This is a genomic window from Tatumella sp. JGM118, assembly GCF_018257515.1.
In the GTDB taxonomy this organism is placed as follows: Bacteria; Pseudomonadota; Gammaproteobacteria; order Enterobacterales; family Enterobacteriaceae; genus Tatumella; species Tatumella terrea.
The window spans coordinates 31,148-47,980 of the sequence record NZ_JAERJR010000016.1 but is presented as its reverse complement, the minus strand read 5'-3'; the positions used below and the strand labels follow the sequence as shown (position 1 = coordinate 47,980).

The 16,833-nt window shown below is 53.0% G+C and carries 16 protein-coding genes; 4 read left to right on the top strand and 12 right to left on the bottom strand.

What is annotated here, in order from left to right; translation table 11 throughout:
* Positions 1 to 37: 37 nt before the first annotated feature.
* Positions 38 to 1,162 carry an acyltransferase gene (locus JK223_RS13415; RefSeq protein WP_249213617.1) on the bottom strand — a complete coding sequence of 375 codons (1,125 nt, stop codon included), beginning with the start codon at positions 1,160 to 1,162 and terminating at the stop codon, positions 38 to 40.
* Between the two features lie 464 nt (positions 1,163 to 1,626).
* Positions 1,627 to 2,055, bottom strand: coding sequence for a YhbP family protein (locus JK223_RS13410; protein WP_212714674.1), 429 nt, complete (start codon positions 2,053 to 2,055; stop codon positions 1,627 to 1,629).
* A gap of 86 nt (positions 2,056 to 2,141) precedes the next feature.
* Here JK223_RS13410 and JK223_RS13405 point away from each other — a divergent pair, with 86 nt between their 5' ends.
* Positions 2,142 to 2,429, top strand: coding sequence for a GIY-YIG nuclease family protein (locus tag JK223_RS13405; protein ID WP_212714694.1), 288 nt, complete (start codon positions 2,142 to 2,144; stop codon positions 2,427 to 2,429).
* On the opposite strand, the gene JK223_RS13400 is transcribed toward JK223_RS13405, so the two are convergent.
* Together JK223_RS13400 and JK223_RS13395 are read right to left on the bottom strand one after the other, a co-directional pair.
* Positions 2,420 to 2,920, bottom strand: coding sequence for a GNAT family N-acetyltransferase (locus JK223_RS13400; protein ID WP_212714673.1), 501 nt, complete (start codon positions 2,918 to 2,920; stop codon positions 2,420 to 2,422). The genes JK223_RS13405 and JK223_RS13400 overlap by 10 nt on opposite strands.
* A complete protein-coding gene (locus JK223_RS13395; RefSeq protein ID WP_212714672.1) occupies positions 2,914 to 3,438 on the bottom strand; it encodes an SCP2 domain-containing protein in 525 nt (174 codons plus the stop codon). The genes JK223_RS13400 and JK223_RS13395 overlap by 7 nt, the downstream gene beginning before the upstream one ends.
* Before the next feature lie 154 nt (positions 3,439 to 3,592).
* Between JK223_RS13395 and JK223_RS13390 the strand changes: the two genes are divergently transcribed.
* From JK223_RS13390 to JK223_RS13380, 3 genes are all read left to right on the top strand, one after another.
* Positions 3,593 to 4,588 (top strand): peptidase U32 family protein, encoded by a 996-nt coding sequence (locus JK223_RS13390; RefSeq protein WP_212714671.1) that lies wholly within the window; start codon positions 3,593 to 3,595, stop codon positions 4,586 to 4,588.
* A 9-nt stretch (positions 4,589 to 4,597) separates the two neighbouring features.
* The gene (locus JK223_RS13385) at positions 4,598 to 5,497 is read left to right on the top strand and encodes a U32 family peptidase (RefSeq protein WP_212714670.1); all 900 of its coding nucleotides are present in this window, start codon (positions 4,598 to 4,600) and stop codon (positions 5,495 to 5,497) included.
* A gap of 95 nt (positions 5,498 to 5,592) precedes the next feature.
* Positions 5,593 to 6,609 carry a luciferase-like monooxygenase gene (locus JK223_RS13380; protein WP_212714669.1) on the top strand — a complete coding sequence of 339 codons (1,017 nt, stop codon included), beginning with the start codon at positions 5,593 to 5,595 and terminating at the stop codon, positions 6,607 to 6,609.
* Positions 6,610 to 6,801: 192 nt separating this feature from the next.
* Here the strand turns inward: JK223_RS13380 and JK223_RS13375 are convergent, their stop codons facing one another.
* The 8 genes from JK223_RS13375 to infB all read right to left on the bottom strand — a co-directional run bounded on the left by JK223_RS13375 (position 6,802) and on the right by infB (position 16,826).
* Positions 6,802 to 8,694 carry a DEAD/DEAH family ATP-dependent RNA helicase gene (locus JK223_RS13375; RefSeq protein ID WP_212714668.1) on the bottom strand — a complete coding sequence of 631 codons (1,893 nt, stop codon included), beginning with the start codon at positions 8,692 to 8,694 and terminating at the stop codon, positions 6,802 to 6,804.
* Between the two features lie 16 nt (positions 8,695 to 8,710).
* On the bottom strand, positions 8,711 to 8,767 hold the full coding sequence (gene yrbN, locus JK223_RS17205) for a protein YrbN (protein ID WP_111678723.1): 57 nt from the start codon (positions 8,765 to 8,767) through the stop codon (positions 8,711 to 8,713).
* Between the two features lie 102 nt (positions 8,768 to 8,869).
* Positions 8,870 to 9,757, bottom strand: a complete 888-nt coding sequence (gene nlpI / locus JK223_RS13365) for a lipoprotein NlpI (RefSeq protein WP_212714667.1) — start codon at positions 9,755 to 9,757, stop codon at positions 8,870 to 8,872.
* A 131-nt stretch (positions 9,758 to 9,888) separates the two neighbouring features.
* Complete coding sequence (pnp, locus tag JK223_RS13360) at positions 9,889 to 12,021, bottom strand: polyribonucleotide nucleotidyltransferase (protein WP_212714666.1); 2,133 nt, start codon at positions 12,019 to 12,021, stop codon at positions 9,889 to 9,891.
* Positions 12,022 to 12,340: 319 nt separating this feature from the next.
* A complete protein-coding gene (gene rpsO, locus JK223_RS13355; protein WP_025903869.1) occupies positions 12,341 to 12,610 on the bottom strand; it encodes a 30S ribosomal protein S15 in 270 nt (89 codons plus the stop codon).
* A 105-nt stretch (positions 12,611 to 12,715) separates the two neighbouring features.
* Positions 12,716 to 13,657, bottom strand: coding sequence for a tRNA pseudouridine(55) synthase TruB (gene truB, locus JK223_RS13350; RefSeq protein WP_212714665.1), 942 nt, complete (start codon positions 13,655 to 13,657; stop codon positions 12,716 to 12,718).
* Positions 13,657 to 14,061: a 30S ribosome-binding factor RbfA gene (gene rbfA, locus JK223_RS13345; RefSeq protein WP_212714664.1), complete on the bottom strand. Its 405-nt coding sequence runs from the start codon at positions 14,059 to 14,061 to the stop codon at positions 13,657 to 13,659. Before rbfA ends, truB begins: the two co-directional genes overlap by 1 nt.
* 68 nt (positions 14,062 to 14,129) lie before the next feature.
* Positions 14,130 to 16,826, bottom strand: a complete 2,697-nt coding sequence (gene infB / locus JK223_RS13340) for a translation initiation factor IF-2 (RefSeq protein WP_212714663.1) — start codon at positions 16,824 to 16,826, stop codon at positions 14,130 to 14,132.
* Positions 16,827 to 16,833 lie beyond the last annotated feature (7 nt).

Sequence of the window (16,833 nt, the reverse complement as noted above, 5' to 3'; positions counted from 1 at the left end):
TGACGGTCCGGAGCTCTCCGGGCCGTCAGCGGAGCTTTCAGCGTACACTTTCCCTGCGGGCCAGAGGCTTTCCGGCACGGGAACGGGAGTTCAGGTAATTACCGCACGGGATTTCGACATATTTATGCAGTAACCAGCCACAGAACACACTGGCAATGATTGCAAGTAACAGTAACAGTAAGGCTGTCGGGGTAGTAAATTTCTCCCCGCCGGTCCAGCGTTTAAGCAACATCAGAAGGGTAAAGTGGATCATATAAAACCCGAAGGAGATATCGCCCAGCCATTGCATCACCGGCCAGTTCAGAAATGAGGTCTTACCGTTTATATCGCCGACCGTCAGAGATCCCAGTAATAAGACCAGCGGGAGTAACATCACGAGGTTAAAACTGAACTGGAAAGGAACATATAAATCAATAATATAGCCAATAACCACCAGCAAAAAACTGACACCGGTACTGATGCGGATAAAATAGCCTTCAAGAATAATTCGGGACAGTACCAGGCCAATCACGAATTCAAATATCCGGGTGATTGGCAATGTGTAGGAAAGCCAGAACTGGGTTTCACCGATAGGAAACGGCCAGCCGGAGAGCAGCGGTTCATTATGTGTAAAGTAATAGATAACGAACTGGCTGATAATCATCCCGGCATAACAGAGAAAAACCGTGGTCCAGAGTTTGTCTGCCGGCAGTGCTTTTACCCAGCGGAATACGATCGGGAAAAGAAAATAAAACAGAACAATGGCACCGAGGAACCAGCTGGGGGTATTCCCGCCGATATAATTTTCCACCCTCGGGATCCAGGCCTGCACCAGCAGGAAATTAGGCCCCCAGATATCCGGGCGATGAATACTGACCACGCCACAAACCAGCGCGATCACCATCACGACCACATTCATCGGATAGATTTTTGCCAGCCGCCGGCGGTAAAAGCGCAGCGGATGGTCGACCGGCCGGGATGACCAGCCCATCACAAAACCGCTGAGAATAAAAAACAGGGAAACGCTGACCCAGCCGGAAATACTAAAGATAAAGGAATACAGGTCACTGACACGCGGGCTGGCAAAGGGTGCCATTATAGCCCCGAGTGAAGAGTGGAAAAAAAATACCCCGATAGCCGCGATAAAGCGGATACCGTTCAGGGAAGTCAGATTGGGCAACATACCCTTTTCATTACGCTGAACAATATGGTGCGCGGTCGATGGATGAGATGGTTGTATCGGTGATGTGTCATTGTGCATATATCCCCCGTGTAAAACAGAAACCGTTAGCTAACACGCTAATTTTAATAAATTAAATTAACGTGTATGGTGGACTGGTTATCTCATGCAGGTGAGGAGCTTTAACGCGTTTATCTGACAGTGATTCCCTGTGATGGCTCCGTAATATTCACGGCGGAACGGATATTCACTTTTCTGCTGCCGGCCTTCACTATGATCCGTCAGGGCCGTTAATTGCAAGCGAAATTGATTAAATAAATTAACATTTAATGTGAATATTTTTTATTTATTACCCCGGGCAGGTATTCAGCTCACCGTGCATTAACGCCGGATCAAGGCAGGCAACAGCCCGTGAAAAGGCCGGTCGGCGGGAGGGAATGGCGTCCTGCGGACGCCGAAAAAGGGATTCAGGAGGTGCGGGACCAGTGGATTTTTTTCCCGAAGCCCAGCGTATTATCGGTCATCTTCAGTTCATCCAGCCGGATTTCCCATAACGGGGCTTTCATCGCGCGGGCAATCGGAAAGTGTTGCTGATAGCAGGCCAGTGCCTGCTTCTCCCGCTCCCCTTCCGGCCGGAATATCTCTCCGGCATACTGGATGCCCTGGATCTTCATCACCGTGCTGGCAGGCGTGGTCACCGTACCTGCAACGCGGGCGTTAAGGCGCATTAATTCACCGTGACGGGTGGTCTCCTCTGTCATCAGCCAGAACGCAATGCCGGTTTCATCCAGAACATAAAAGCAATTGGCTGCCCATAAGGTGTCACCGCTACCGGTACAAAGCGTCAGCACATGGTGTTTTTTCAGATAGTTAAGACAGTGGTTCAGGTCCGACATAGACATCCTCTGATGATCAAATCATGACATTCTCAGACATTGCACGCTACACTGCCCGCTCTTCACCGAACAGGATAATGATCAGGATGGAAAATCGCTGGTTTTTGTACATGGTACAAACAGCCTCCGGTGCGTTGTACACCGGGATTACGACCGACGTCGCACGGCGATTTTTACAACATCAGCGCGGTACAGGTGCGAGGGCGTTACGGGGCAAAGGTCCGCTGACGCTGGTATTTCAGAGCCCTGCCGGTGACCGGTCACAGGCATCAAAGCTGGAATACCAGGTGAAGCAACGGACCCGGGCGGATAAGCTGTTACTGGTCAGTGACCAGCCTGCCGATCTGCCCTGCTGGCTTGCCCGTCACCCGTAAAAGGGTGTGGAAAGCTGTAATTCGCCGGCTTCATCCCCGACCGGGTCGTTTGCCAGCGGGTAAATCAGCAACGTCTGCTGCCGGTTATCGGCCGGCGACTGATAATGCAGTTTTTCACTTGGCCGGAACCCGACCTGTGTCAGACAGGCCAGGCTTTCTCTGGCGAGAACGGCACCATAACCAAACTCATTCAGGGTATCCAGGGCTTCCCGGACCAGTTGTTCATCCAGTGCCTGTGACCGGCAGGCGGCATCGATAGCCAGCGGGGAAAGTACCACCCAGCCTTTATCTTCTCCTGCCAGCGTGACCGGGCTGAATGCCGCATATCCCAGAATCTGGCCTTCATCATCGGTCGCCACCATTCCCAGAGTCAGTAATCCCTGCTCACGTAGCTGTCTGACCCGCTCCGCTTCCTGCTCGGAGCCGAAGCAGTTTTTTAATAAACGGTCGATGCCTGGCGCATCAATACCAATTTCAGTCCGGATTAGCATGAGTTCTCTTCGCGCACCGTTATTACGCTGGCGTCCTGTGTCATTCCTGCTTCTGTAAATGCAGCCAGATGCTGCAACCCTTTAAGTAGTATCGGCGGCATCGCGTCGGGTTCGATAGCATCCATCAGGTTTTTTACTGCCAAGCCTAATTCTGTATCGCCTTCCACCACCAGCCGACGCTGAAAGAATAACATATCCGGGTCTTTCCGGCCTGCCGCGAGTAAAATCAAATCGTTGGTATCCGCGCGAAACCAGACATCGGCCTCCTGCCCGTCGGTGATCATGATCCGCTGGTTTTCCAGTGTCATCACCCACTTCAGCCGCAGGTCACGGATCTCGATCCCCAGCCGGCGCTGCTGCAGAAAGTCAATGTCACCGGCCGCGATCAGCTGCTGATATTGCCAGTTAATCAGTTGCCGTAACAGGACCTTTTTACAGGAGAAAGGCACCCGTCCCAGAGGCCAGGCCAGGAGCCTTGGCATTTCACTGACCAGATGATGATGTAATCGCTGCAGCATATTTTTCCTTAAATCGATGACAGGGAGACTGCGGCTATTTTAACTGTCGCTGCGACGATTTATGTGATTAACCCGCCATACACTGCCCTGCATCAACTTTTCGGTGGATAAATTTTTCTACACTTTTATCCCTGATATTTACAGGGAGAACACTATGGAACTGTTGTGCCCGGCGGGGAATTTACCTGCGTTGAAAGCCGCTGCTGATAACGGGGCGGATGCGGTCTATGTCGGCCTGAAAGATGATACCAATGCCCGCCATTTTACCGGGCTTAATTTCACCCCTGTCCGGCTGAAAGAAGCGGCCCGGTATCTGCACCAGCGAAAGAAAAAGCTGCATGTCGCGGTCAACACGTTCGCCCACCCTGAAGGCTTCGCTCGCTGGAAACAGGCGATTGATATTGCCGCAGACAGCGGTGCGGATGCACTGATCCTCGCCGACCCTGCCTTGCTCGATTATGCCTGTACCCGCCACCCGACCGTGGAGCGACACTTATCGGTTCAGGCGTCGGCTACCAATACCGAAGCCATTCTCTTCTATCAACGTGAGTTCGCGGTTCATCGTGTGGTCTTGCCGCGCGTGCTGTCTTTACACCAGGTCCGGCAGCTGGCGCGCGAAACCACCGTCCCGCTCGAAGTCTTTGCCTTCGGAAGCCTGTGTATTATGGCTGAAGGGCGTTGCTATCTGTCCTCATGGATGACCGGTGAATCCCCGAACACCGCTGGCGCCTGCTCGCCGGCCAGATTTGTGCGCTGGCAAACCACGACGCAAGGCATGGAGGCCAGGCTCAACGAAGTGCTGATCGATTGTTATCCGCCGCACGAAAATGCAGGCTATCCCACCCTCTGCAAAGGACGCTATCAGGTCGGGGGTCAGTGTTACCACGTACTGGAAGAACCCACGAGTCTGAATACGCTGGCCCTGCTGCCGGAACTGCAAAAGATGGGGATTGTCTCGGTGAAAATTGAAGGGCGACAGCGCAGCCCCGCCTATGTCAGGCAGGTAGCGAGCGTCTGGCGGCAGGCCATCGATCACTGCCGGACGTCGCCGGCGACCTTTAATGTTGACCCGCGCTGGATGCAGCAACTGGGAGAGCTTGCGGAAGGTACGCAAACCACTCTGGGTGCCCTGCACCGCCAATGGCAATAGGAAACAACCATGAAATATTCGCTCGGGCCGGTGTTGTGGTACTGGCCGACAGAAAAACTGAACACCTTTTACCAGCAGGCCGCCAGCAGTGACGCGGAGATTATCTATCTGGGGGAAACGGTCTGCAGTAAACGCCGTGCGACGTCGTTTTCTCAATGGATGGAAATGGCAAGGCCCCTCGCAGCGGCCGGAAAACAGGTCGTTCTCAGTACCCTGGCCTTATTACAGTCGCCGTCTGAGCTGAAAGAACTGAGACGTTATGTGGATAACGGCGAATTTATGGTGGAAGCGAGTGATATGGGTACCGTGAATCTGGCAGCTACCCACCGGTTACCCTTTGTCGCCGGTCCTGCGCTGAACATCTATAACGCCGCCAGCCTGAAAATACTGCTGAAACAGGGGATGGTACGCTGGTGTATGCCGGTAGAGCTTTCCCGCGACTGGCTGACCGCATTGCTGGAAGCCTGTGAGCATGACGGTTTCCGGGATCAGTTTGAAGTGGAAGTTTTCGGTTACGGTCATTTACCGCTGGCGTTGTCGGCGCGCTGCTTCACGGCGCGCTCAGAAAACCGTGATAAAGACCACTGTGAAACCTGCTGCCTGCGCTACCCACAGGGCCGTGAAGTACTGTCACGGGAAGGACAACCGGTCTTTGTGCTGAATGGCATCCAGACCCTGAGCAGCTATTGTTACCATCTGGGTAATGAGCAACATGCTATGCAGTCGCTGGTCGATGTGCTGCGGATATCGCCGCAGGATGCAGAGACTCCGGCCTTAATCAGCGAATTTCGCCGTAATCAGCAGGCAGAGATGCCGTTCACGCTGGATAAACGGACTCACTGTAACGGCTACTGGCATAATATCGAGGGTATGGCACTGGAGACGACCGTCGGGGCACAATCCGCGTAGGTATTTACCGCTGAAAAACGCTACATTCAGGGGGATGCTTTCAGCATCGCCCTGCTGGCGACTGCCAGGTGCTTCGGTATGATAAAGGTATACTTATGTCCTGTCTGAAACCCTTTAAGCTCTCTGTATTAGATCTCGCACCGGTACCGGCCCGGTCCTCCGTGCAGGCTGCCTTCAGCAACTCACTGGCATTAGCGAAATATGCGGAATCCGCGGGATTTCACCGCTACTGGCTGGCCGAACACCATAATATGACGGGCATTGCCAGTGCGGCAACCTCAGTACTGATAGGTTATCTGGCGGCCAACACCACGCATCTGCGGCTGGGGTCAGGCGGTGTGATGCTCCCTAACCATTCCCCGCTGGTGATAGCTGAACAGTTCGGAACCCTGGCAACACTCTACCCCGGACGAATTGATCTCGGAATAGGTCGGGCGCCCGGATCAGACCAGCGCACCATGATGGCCTTACGCCGGCATCTGTCGGGCAGTCATGAAGAAAGTTTCCCGCAGGACATTGAACAGCTTATCCGCTGGTTTGATGCGCCGGCAGGCAGCCATTTTGACGTCCAGCCGGTGCCGGGTGTCGGGTTACAGATTCCGGTCTGGTTATTAGGCTCCAGCCTCTATAGCGCACAACTTGCTGCGCAGCTGGGCTTGCCGTTTGCTTTTGCCTCGCATTTCGCCCCGGATATGCTCGCCGACGCGCTCACGCTGTACCGTGAAAAATTCAGGCCGTCCTCACGGCTGGCTGAACCGTATGTGATTATCGGGGTGAATGTGATTGCCGCGGAAAGTAAAGCCAGAGCACGTTTCCTGTTCACGTCGCAGCAACAGCAGTTTATTAACCTGCGTCGCGGTATGCCAGGCCCCCTCCCCGAACCGGTAGAAACCATGGATCCCCTCTGGTCTCCGGCAGAGAAATACGGGGTGGATCGGGCATTAGGGATGTCACTGGTCGGCGATCAGCATTCGGTTGCGCAGGGAATGGCTGCCTTACAGCAGCAATATCAGGCTGATGAGATCATCGTTAACGGTCAGATCTTTGACCCTGATTCCAGAATTTATTCCTTCTCTCTGGCGATGGCGGCGGCACAGTCACTGATGCAGTGATGCAGTGATGTGCAGGCAGGCAGGCAGGCAGGCAGGCAGGCAGGCAGGCAGGCAGGCAGGCAGGCAGGCAGGCAGGCAGGCAGGTATTTTCGGACACCGTTAAAAAAAAAGCGAGGGGATTATCCCCTCGCTTTTTTTATTCAGCATGGCGGGCAAATTCAGAGTGTTCTCCTTATCTGCCCGTCCTGCGGATTAGTACTCGCGACGACGCGGAGCCGGTGCTGCACCGTCTTCACGACGCGGACCACGGCCTTCACGGTTACCGCTGAAAGAACCACGGCCACCACCTTCGCGACGGTCAGAGAAACGACGTCCGCCGCCTTCACGACCACCTTCACGACCGCCGTCACGGCCACCTTCACGACCGCCACCACGACGTGGTTCACGGGACTGTGGCTGTGCATCACCAATCAGTTGCATATTCATCGGTTTGTTCAGAATACGCGTTTTGGTGAAGTGCTGCAGGATTTCACCTGGCATACCTTTCGGTAACTCGATCGTTGAGTGAGTACCAAACAGTTTGATGTTACCAATGTAACGGCTGCTGATATCACCTTCGTTGGCAATAGCACCAACAATGTGACGTACTTCAACACCATCATCACGGCCAACTTCAATGCGGTACATCTGCATATCACCCACATCACGGCGTTCACGACGCGGACGGTCACCGCCATCACGTTCACGGTTACCACGACGATCGTCACGGCCACCACGGTCGCTACGCTCATCACGGTCACGGAATTCGCGACGCGCAGGACGAGGTGCATCAGCAGGAACGATCAGCGGACGTTCGCCCTGAGCCATTTTCAGCAGTGCTGCGGCCAGAGTTTCCATATCCAGATCTTCCTGAGGAGATAATTTCTCCAGCAGTGCACGATACTGATCCAGATCGCTGCTTTCCAGCTGCTGCTGAACACGTTCAGCAAATTTCGCCTGACGACGGGTACTCAGCAGTTCCGCATTCGGCAGTTCAACTTCAGGAATAGTCAGCTTCATGGTGCGTTCGATGTTACGCAGCAGACGACGCTCGCGGTTCTCTACGAACAACAGCGCACGACCGGTACGACCTGCACGACCGGTACGGCCGATACGGTGAACGTAAGATTCAGCATCCAGCGGGATATCATAGTTAACGACCAGGCTGATACGCTCAACATCCAGACCACGTGCAGCAACGTCTGTCGCAATCAGGATATCCAGGCGACCATCTTTCAGGCGCTCCAGGGTTTGCTCACGCAGTGACTGGTTCATATCACCGTTCAGGGCAGCACTGCTGTAGCCGTTACGCTCCAGCGTTTCTGCCACTTCCAGCGTGGCATTCTTGGTACGAACGAAGATGATTGCCGCATCGAAATCTTCGGCTTCCAGGAAACGAACCAGAGCATCACTCTTACGGCCATAAGCAGTCCAGTAAGACTGGCTGATATCAGGGCGCGTGGTAACGCTTGACTGGATACGGACTTCCTGTGGATCTTTCATAAAGCGACGTGTGATGCGACGAATCGCTTCAGGCATAGTCGCAGAGAACAGCGCAGTCTGATGGCCTTCAGGGATCTGAGCCATAATCGTTTCTACGTCTTCGATGAAGCCCATGCGCAGCATTTCGTCAGCTTCATCCAGTACCAGACCGCGCAGGTTGGAAAGATCCAGGGTACCGCGTTTCAGGTGGTCCAGCAGACGGCCAGGAGTACCCACAACAATCTGTGGTCCCTGACGCAGGGCGCGCAGCTGAACGTCATAACGCTGACCACCGTACAGGGCCAGGACGTTTACACCGCGCATGTGTTTGGAAAATTCATTACAGGCTTCGCCTACCTGTACCGCCAGCTCACGCGTTGGCGCCAGCACCAGGATCTGAGGTGCTTTCAGGGCAGGATCAATGTTGTTCAGCAATGGCAGAGAGAATGCCGCTGTTTTACCACTGCCGGTCTGAGCCATACCCAGTACATCACGACCTGCCAGCAGGTGTGGAATACAGGCCGCCTGGATTGGCGATGGTTTAACGTATCCCATGTCATTCAGCGCAGACAGGATAGATTCGTTAAGGCCCAGATCGGAAAAAGTGGTTTGAATATCAGTCATGTAGTACACGTGCCTCTTAGATTACGGCGGCCAGTCTACATAACTCGTCATGAAAACTTTCAGTTATTTTCATTGAAAAGTGTGAACCGGCTCAAATTAGAAGTTTTTGACGAATAAAACACCCCTCACCCCGAAGGATGACAGGAAATAAAAAAAGGGTGTCAATTTTCGTCAGCTATTGCTGGTCAGATTCTGATAGGTCGTCTTGTGCCTGGCCAAGTTCTGCCAGTTCCAACAATGCATATCGGTGTTCAACAAAGTTATTCACATTGTTGGCAACCGCCAGTTTGAACAACGCTTCTGCGTTGTCCTTCTCCCCCAGACTTAGGTAGTACTTACCTAAATAGAAGTTGGTTTCACTGAGATGTTCAGCGAGCGAGGTGTTATCCGTTGCATCTGCCTGTAGTCGTTGCATCAGTGTTTTCTCACTGATATCGCCCAGGTAGAACTCGACAATATTCCATCCCCATTGATCTTTATTCGCAGAGTCGTAACGCTGTCTGAGCGCGACTTTCGCTTTTTTAGCATCGATCTCACGTTCTGCGAGATAGAGCCAAAGCGCACGAAACGGATCATTAGGATCGTCTTGATAAAACGCCAGCAGATCATCTTGCGCTAACTTGTATCGTCCACCGTAGTAGAGGGCGATACCTCGATTTAAATGCGCATAATTGTAAGTTGGATCAAGCTCTAGTACAGAATCAAACGCTTCATAGGCAGAATCAAAATTACCTGCCTGCGTTAAATATATGCCGAGATAGTTAAACACTTCCGGCATATCTGGTCTTATAGACAACGCATGGGAAAAATCGTTCCGTGCGAGTGCCCGCAAACCAAGACTATCATACAACACTCCGCGCTCATATAAAAGCTGTGCGCGTTCATCATCTGTAAGGGCACGACTGGCAAGTATTTGTTCCATCCTTGCCAGAATCACTTCCTGTTGCAATGTGGGTTGCAAAGGGACGGCAAGAACTTCATTCTGACGCCAGTTGTCAGAGCTGCTGCATCCTGCAAGCACTAAAGCTGCTGCAACAAAACCCCAGCGCAAATAAGGCTTCATTATCCCACTCCCGAATACAAACATTAGGATGAATATCCTTTCATCCGCCTGCCGTGCAAAGGAATCCTGCCCTCGCGATAACATCAATCCTTCTCCCTGAATACTCAGAGAGAAGGATAATCATCGGACGATTAACCAGCGTCAGCCGGGTTCGCCGCGGTATTTTCTTCTGCCTGTGGTTTTTCAACCGCTTCTTTGATGCTCAGGCGGACACGACCCTGACGGTCGACTTCCAGTACCTTGACCGGTACTTCCTGACCCATCTGCAGATAGTCTGTCACTTTCTCAACACGCTTGTCAGCGATCTGAGAAATATGTACCAGACCTTCTTTACCGCCACCGATCGCAACGAAAGCACCGAAATCGACGATACGGGTCACTTTACCGTTATAGATACGACCCACTTCGATTTCTGCGGTGATTTCTTCGATACGACGAATCGCTTCTTTCGCTTTATCGCCGTCCGTTGCTGCGATTTTCACGGTACCATCATCTTCGATTTCGATGGTGGTGCCAGTCTCTTCGGTCAGAGCACGGATCACAGAGCCACCTTTACCGATGACATCTTTGATCTTATCCGGGTTAATACGGATAGTGTGAATACGCGGAGCGAATTCAGAAATTTCAACACGAGCCGTGCTGATAGCCTGTTCCATGGTGCCCAGGATGTGCAGACGCGCACCCTTAGCCTGATTCAGTGCAACCTGCATAATTTCGCGGGTGATACCTTCAATCTTGATATCCATCTGCAGTGCAGTCACACCTTCACGGCTACCGGCAACTTTAAAGTCCATATCGCCCAGGTGGTCTTCGTCGCCCAGGATATCGGACAGTACCACGTAACGATCACCTTCTTTAACCAGACCCATCGCAATACCGGCAACGGCTGCTTTGATAGGAACGCCGGCGTCCATCAGTGCCAGAGAAGCACCACAGACAGAAGCCATTGAAGATGAACCGTTTGATTCGGTGATTTCAGAAACAACACGTACGGTGTACGGGAAGGCATCCTGTTTTGGCATCACAGCCAGAACACCACGCTTCGCCAGACGACCGTGACCGATTTCACGACGCTTAGGCGAACCGACCATTCCTGTCTCACCGACAGAATATGGAGGGAAGTTGTAGTGGAACAGGAAGCTGTCGGTCTTCTCACCCATCAGCTCGTCCAGGTTCTGTGCATCACGCGCGGTACCCAGGGTCGCGGTCACCAGCGCCTGAGTTTCACCACGGGTAAACAGCGCAGAGCCGTGAGTACGTGGCAGAACACCGGTACGGACATCCAGACCACGAACCATATCTTTTTCACGGCCATCGATACGTGGTTCACCGTTCAGGATACGAACACGTACAACGTCTTTCTCAATAGCGTGCAGCAGATCACTGATTTCGCCTTCATCCAGCGTTTCGTCTTCTGCCAGCAATGCGGCAGTGGTTTCGCTCTTGATCAGGTTAACCTGCTCGTAACGCTCCTGCTTCTCAGTGATGCGGTAAGCATCGCTCAGACGGCTTTCAGCCAGCGCAGCGATACGCGCATTCAGCGATTCGTTCGCCGGCTCTGGCTGCCAGTCCCAGCGAGGTTTGCCCGCTTCAGCCACCAGAGATTTAATGTTTTCGATAACAACCTGCTGCTGCTCGTGACCGAACACGACCGCACCCAGCATCTGCTCTTCGCTCAGGATGTCCGCTTCTGATTCAACCATCAGTACGGCATTCTCAGTCCCTGCAACGACCAGATCCAGACGGGATTCAGCCATTTCATCACGGGTCGGGTTCAGAACGTACTGGTCATTGATATAACCGACACGTGCCGCACCGATTGGGCCGTTGAAAGGAACGCCTGACAGAGACAGTGCAGCAGAAGCACCAATCATGGCAACGATATCCGGGCTCACCTGTGGGTTAACGGAAACCACGGTCGCAATGACCTGGACTTCGTTAACAAAACCTTCAGGGAACAGCGGACGTACCGGACGGTCGATCAGACGAGCGATCAGGGTTTCACCTTCACTCGGACGACCTTCACGACGGAAGAAGCTTCCCGGGATACGACCGGCAGCGTAAGTACGCTCCTGGTAGTTCACGGTTAACGGGAAAAAGTCCTGACCTGGCTTCGCTTTTTTCTGACCAACGACGGTCACGAAGACACAAGTGTCATCAATGCTAGCCATTACAGCACCGCTCGCCTGGCGAGCCATCATTCCGGTTTCCAGAGTGACGGTATGCTGGCCATACTGGAATTTACGTACAATCGGATTCAGCAAAATTTAGATCCTTTAATTTTTTATCAGACGCCACGTTCGGGCGGTCTGAGTCTTGGTTTTGATCTTTTGTGCATCCTCGCGACTAATGACAAAGCTCTCGTCCCGGTGCTCAGGGCGGATAAGGTTTCTCATTAGCCGCGCGAATCGTGCAAATAAAGATCACTCACAGTAACAATACATGAGTTTTAACAGAAATACTGCCGGTCACCCAAAAAAAGGGGCCATAAAGGCCCCCTTTTCGCGAAACTCGCTCAAATTTTTCCGCCGGAAACAGAATGATACCGAGGCATAGTTCTGACCCTGGAAAAATTCGTCAGACTTAGCGACGCAGACCCAGGCTTTCGATCAGGCTGGTGTAGCGTGCAACATCTTTACGCTTCAGGTAATCCAGCAGCTTACGACGCTGGGAAACCATACGCAGCAGACCGCGACGGCTGTGGTGATCTTTTTTGTGCTCAGAGAAGTGACCCTGCAGGTGATTGATCTGAGCAGTCAGCAGAGCAACCTGAACTTCAGTTGAACCGCTGTCATTAGTACCACGACCGTATTTAGCAACGATCTCTGCTTTAGCTTCTACGCTTAGAGACATAATAAACTCCAGTATATGTTTGATTTCAGGTCGCCGATCTCTAATTCAGCTTCCCACTTTAAAGCCGCGCCATTCTACTCTGCGGCAGAGATGAGTGCAAATAACTCAGTCGAAATTTTCAACGACCAGCCGGCGCGGTGCAACACGGCCCTGATCGTCAATTTCTGCCATGCCGATGAACTTTTTAGCCTCACCTTCACTGACACGCACCAGCCCGTCAGAAGGCGCACCGGCTATCTGCACCGGCTGTCCCAGTTTAAACCAGTGACTGACGGATTCCGGCAGGTTAACCAGCGGATAATCCGCGGCCGGGCTGTCCATTGGCATCAGTAATTCATCCAGCGGCGCGGTATTGACCTGCCCCTGCTCATCCGGCGTTGCCAGAGCCTGTAGCTGCTCCAGGGTCACCATGTTCTCCATCGGATAACGGGCGACCTGCACGCGACGCAGCATAATGACATGCGCCCCGCAGCCCAGCTTTTCACCCAGATCATCGATAATGGTCCGGATGTAAGTGCCTTTCGAGCAATGGATTTCCAGCTCCAGTTCATCACCGTCATGACGGATAAACTGTAACTCGTACACCGTGATCGGACGCGGTTCGCGTTCGACGGTGATCCCCTGGCGGGCATATTCGTACAGCGGGCGTCCCTGGTGCTTCAGTGCAGAAAACATCGAAGGAACTTGCTGCGTCTCCCCGCGAAAACTTTCCAGCGCCTGAGCGAGTTCCTCTGCCGTGAAAGTCACAGGACGCTCTTCCACCACGTTACCATCGGCATCAGACGTATCTGTCCGCTGGCCCAGTCGGGCAATCACCCGATAACGCTTATCGGAGTCCAGCAGATAACGGGAAAACTTAGTCGCTTCCCCCAGGCAGATGGGTAACATCCCCGTTGCCAGAGGATCAAGCGCACCGGTGTGCCCGGCGCGATTGGCGTTATAAATACGTTTTACTTTCTGCAGCAGGTCATTGGAGGAAATACCGGTGGGCTTATCCAGCAACAGTACCCCGTGTATATCACGACCACGGCGACGGGGACGGCCCATCAGTCCTCCTTGCTCTCTTCTGCAGTATTACCACGACGTTCATTGTCATTTTTGACGACGCTGGAGACCAGGTTAGACATCCGCATCCCTTCAACCAGGGAGTTGTCGTAGAAGAATGTCAGTTCAGGCACGATACGCAGACGCATGGCTTTGCCGAGCAGTGTCCGGATAAAGCCGGACGCATCCTGCAGGGCTTTTACGCCGGTTTTTACTGCATCTTCATCTTTGTCATTCAGGAAGGTCACGAAGACTTTGGCGTAGGCCAGATCCCGGGAGACTTCGACACTGGAAACAGTGACCATCATCCCGAGACGTGGATCTTTGATTTCACGCTGAATGATCAGGGCAATTTCTTTTTGCAGTTCCTGAGCCACACGCTGAGAACGACCGAATTCTTTTGCCATAATATTTTGCTCCTCTCAAATAATTCGGGAGGCCAGCGGCCTCCCAAATCGTCGTAATCCGATAACGATTAATCGATGGTCCGTTTGATCTCGATGATTTCAAACACTTCGATAGCATCGCCGGCGCGAACATCATTATAGTTCTTCACACCGATACCACATTCCATACCGTTACGGACTTCGTTAACGTCATCTTTGAAGCGGCGCAGAGATTCCAGCTCACCTTCGTAGATAACCACGTTGTCACGCAGAACACGGATTGGGTTGTGACGTTTCACGATACCTTCGGTCACCATACAACCGGCAATCGCACCAAATTTCGGTGATTTGAAGACATCACGGACTTCAGCCAGGCCGATAATCTGCTGTTTGTATTCAGGGGCCAGCATACCGCTCATCGCGGCTTTAACTTCGTCAATCAGATGATAGATGACGGAGTAGTAACGCAGGTCCAGACTTTCAGCATCGATAACACGACGGGCTGACGCATCGGCACGGACGTTGAAGCCCAGGACGATAGCGTTAGACGCTGCGGCAAGCGTAGCATCCGTTTCGGTGATACCACCGACACCGGAACCGACAATCTTCACTTTGACTTCGTCGGTAGACAGTTTCAGTAACGAGTCAGAGATAGCTTCCACAGAACCCTGTACGTCGGCTTTCAGAACGATGTTCAGTTCAGAAACATCACCTTCGCTCATGTTCGCAAACATGTTTTCCAGTTTAGATTTCTGCTGACGAGCCAGTTTCACTTCACGGAATTTGCCCTGACGGTACAGTGCAACTTCACGGGCTTTCTTCTCGTCACGTACCACTGTCGCTTCATCACCGGCTGCAGGCACACCTGACAGACCCAGGATTTCTACAGGGATAGACGGACCGGCTTCCAGGACTTCCTGACCCAGTTCGTTACGCATGGCACGAACACGGCCATATTCGAAGCCGCACAGGACGATATCGCCTTTGTTCAGCGTACCTTCACGGACCAGGATGGTCGCGACAGGGCCACGTCCTTTGTCCAGGAAAGATTCGATGACAACACCGCTTGCCATGCCACTGCGTACTGCGTTCAGTTCCAGCACTTCCGCCTGCAGCAGGATAGCCTGCAGCAGATCGTCAACACCGGTACCGGCTTTCGCAGAAACATTGACGAACATGTTTTCGCCGCCCCACTCTTCCGGAATGATTCCGTACTGAGTCAGTTCGTTCTTAACACGGTCCGCATCGGCTTCCGGCTTATCGATCTTGTTCACTGCTACCACGACAGGGACGTTAGCCGCTTTGGCGTGCTGGATAGCTTCGATAGTCTGAGGCATCACACCATCGTCTGCAGCAACGACCAGGATAACGATGTCAGTCGCCTGAGCACCACGTGCACGCATCGCGGTAAACGCGGCGTGGCCCGGGGTATCCAGGAAGGTGATCATCCCGTTACCGGTCTCAACGTGGTAAGCACCGATATGCTGGGTAATACCACCCGCTTCACCGGAGGCAATTTTCGCAGAACGAATGTAATCCAGCAGAGAGGTCTTACCGTGGTCAACGTGACCCATGATGGTCACTACCGGCGCGCGTGATTCCGCTTCGGTGTTACCGCCCAGATCACGGTCGCTCATTACCGCTTCTTCCAGCTCGTTCTCACGACGCAGGATAACTTTATGACCCATCTCTTCAGCAACCAGCTGCGCAGTTTCCTGATCAATCACCTGGTTAATGGTTGCCATCGCACCCATTTTCATCATCGCTTTGATGACCTGAGAGCCTTTAACGGCCATTTTGTTCGCCAGTTCCGCAACGGTTACCGTTTCACCGATAACCACATCGCGGTTAACGACCTGTGCCGGCTTGTTAAAGCCCTGCTGCAGTGCGCTGCCTTTACGATGCTTACCGCCTTTGCCGCCACGGATGGCTGCACGGGCTTCTTCACGGTCGGTTTTCGCTTCGGAGTGCTTGTTGCCTTTTTTGGCACGCGGGCTCTTCGTCGCGGTACGGGTACGGCCACGGCCACCTTCAACCTGACGGTCGTTCTCGTCTTCTGCCTGACGGGCATGGGTCGAGGTCGTCACGTGGTAATCAGAAGAATCTTCAGTTTCCACCGGCTTCTGCCACTCTTCGCCTTTCTCTTCGGCCAGACGACGGGCTTCTTCCGCGATACGTTTCGCGTCTTCTTCCAGTTTACGGCGGGCTTCTTCTTCGGTCTTACGCTTGAGTTCAGCGGCTTCCGCTTCGCGGCGAGCTTTGTCTGACAGCGCTGCCTTGGTCATATCGTTGTTTTGTTGATTTGTCACTTTTGTCTTTTCCGCAGCTTCACGTCTGGCTTTTTCGTCTGCCTCACGCTTAGCTTTTTCTTCGGCTTCACGCTTCGCTTTTTCTTCGGCCTCGCGTTTGGCTGCTTCTTCAGCCTCACGGCGTGCCGCCTCTTCCGCTTCACGCTGTGCCTGCGCTTCTGCTTCTGCCTGGCGTTCTGCCTCGGCATCATCTTTCACATAGGTACGCTTTTTGCGGACTTCAATTTGCACCGATTTACTTTTACCGCCGGTGCCCGGAATATTCAAGGTGCTACGCGTTTTGCGTTGCAGAGTCAGTTTACCTGAATCGGCATTACCATGCTCACGATTCAGATGTGACAGGAGCTGTTGCTTTTCCTGCTCAGTCACAGAGTCGTTTTCAGACTTGGAAATCCCTGCATCAGCCAGTTGCTGTACAAGACGATCGACAGGGGTCTGTATTTCTGCAGCTAACGATTTTACAGTTACATCAGTCATGCTGTTC

Excerpts from the sequence above, each read along its gene's own strand:
- JK223_RS13415 (WP_249213617.1), bottom strand. The coding sequence starts at position 1,162 with ATGTTGCCCAATCTGACTTCCCTGAACGGTATCCGCTTTATCGCGGCT.
- JK223_RS13410 (WP_212714674.1), bottom strand. The coding sequence starts at position 2,055 with ATGTCGGACCTGAACCACTGTCTTAACTATCTGAAAAAACACCATGTG.
- JK223_RS13405 (WP_212714694.1), top strand. The coding sequence starts at position 2,142 with ATGGAAAATCGCTGGTTTTTGTACATGGTACAAACAGCCTCCGGTGCG.
- JK223_RS13400 (WP_212714673.1), bottom strand. The coding sequence starts at position 2,920 with ATGCTAATCCGGACTGAAATTGGTATTGATGCGCCAGGCATCGACCGT.
- JK223_RS13395 (WP_212714672.1), bottom strand. The coding sequence starts at position 3,438 with ATGCTGCAGCGATTACATCATCATCTGGTCAGTGAAATGCCAAGGCTC.
- JK223_RS13390 (WP_212714671.1), top strand. The coding sequence starts at position 3,593 with ATGGAACTGTTGTGCCCGGCGGGGAATTTACCTGCGTTGAAAGCCGCT.
- JK223_RS13385 (WP_212714670.1), top strand. The coding sequence starts at position 4,598 with ATGAAATATTCGCTCGGGCCGGTGTTGTGGTACTGGCCGACAGAAAAA.
- JK223_RS13380 (WP_212714669.1), top strand. The coding sequence starts at position 5,593 with ATGTCCTGTCTGAAACCCTTTAAGCTCTCTGTATTAGATCTCGCACCG.
- JK223_RS13375 (WP_212714668.1), bottom strand. The coding sequence starts at position 8,694 with ATGACTGATATTCAAACCACTTTTTCCGATCTGGGCCTTAACGAATCT.
- nlpI (WP_212714667.1), bottom strand. The coding sequence starts at position 9,757 with ATGAAGCCTTATTTGCGCTGGGGTTTTGTTGCAGCAGCTTTAGTGCTT.
- rpsO (WP_025903869.1), bottom strand. The coding sequence starts at position 12,610 with ATGTCTCTAAGCGTAGAAGCTAAAGCAGAGATCGTTGCTAAATACGGT.
- truB (WP_212714665.1), bottom strand. The coding sequence starts at position 13,657 with ATGGGCCGTCCCCGTCGCCGTGGTCGTGATATACACGGGGTACTGTTG.
- rbfA (WP_212714664.1), bottom strand. The coding sequence starts at position 14,061 with ATGGCAAAAGAATTCGGTCGTTCTCAGCGTGTGGCTCAGGAACTGCAA.
- infB (WP_212714663.1), bottom strand. The coding sequence starts at position 16,826 with ATGACTGATGTAACTGTAAAATCGTTAGCTGCAGAAATACAGACCCCT.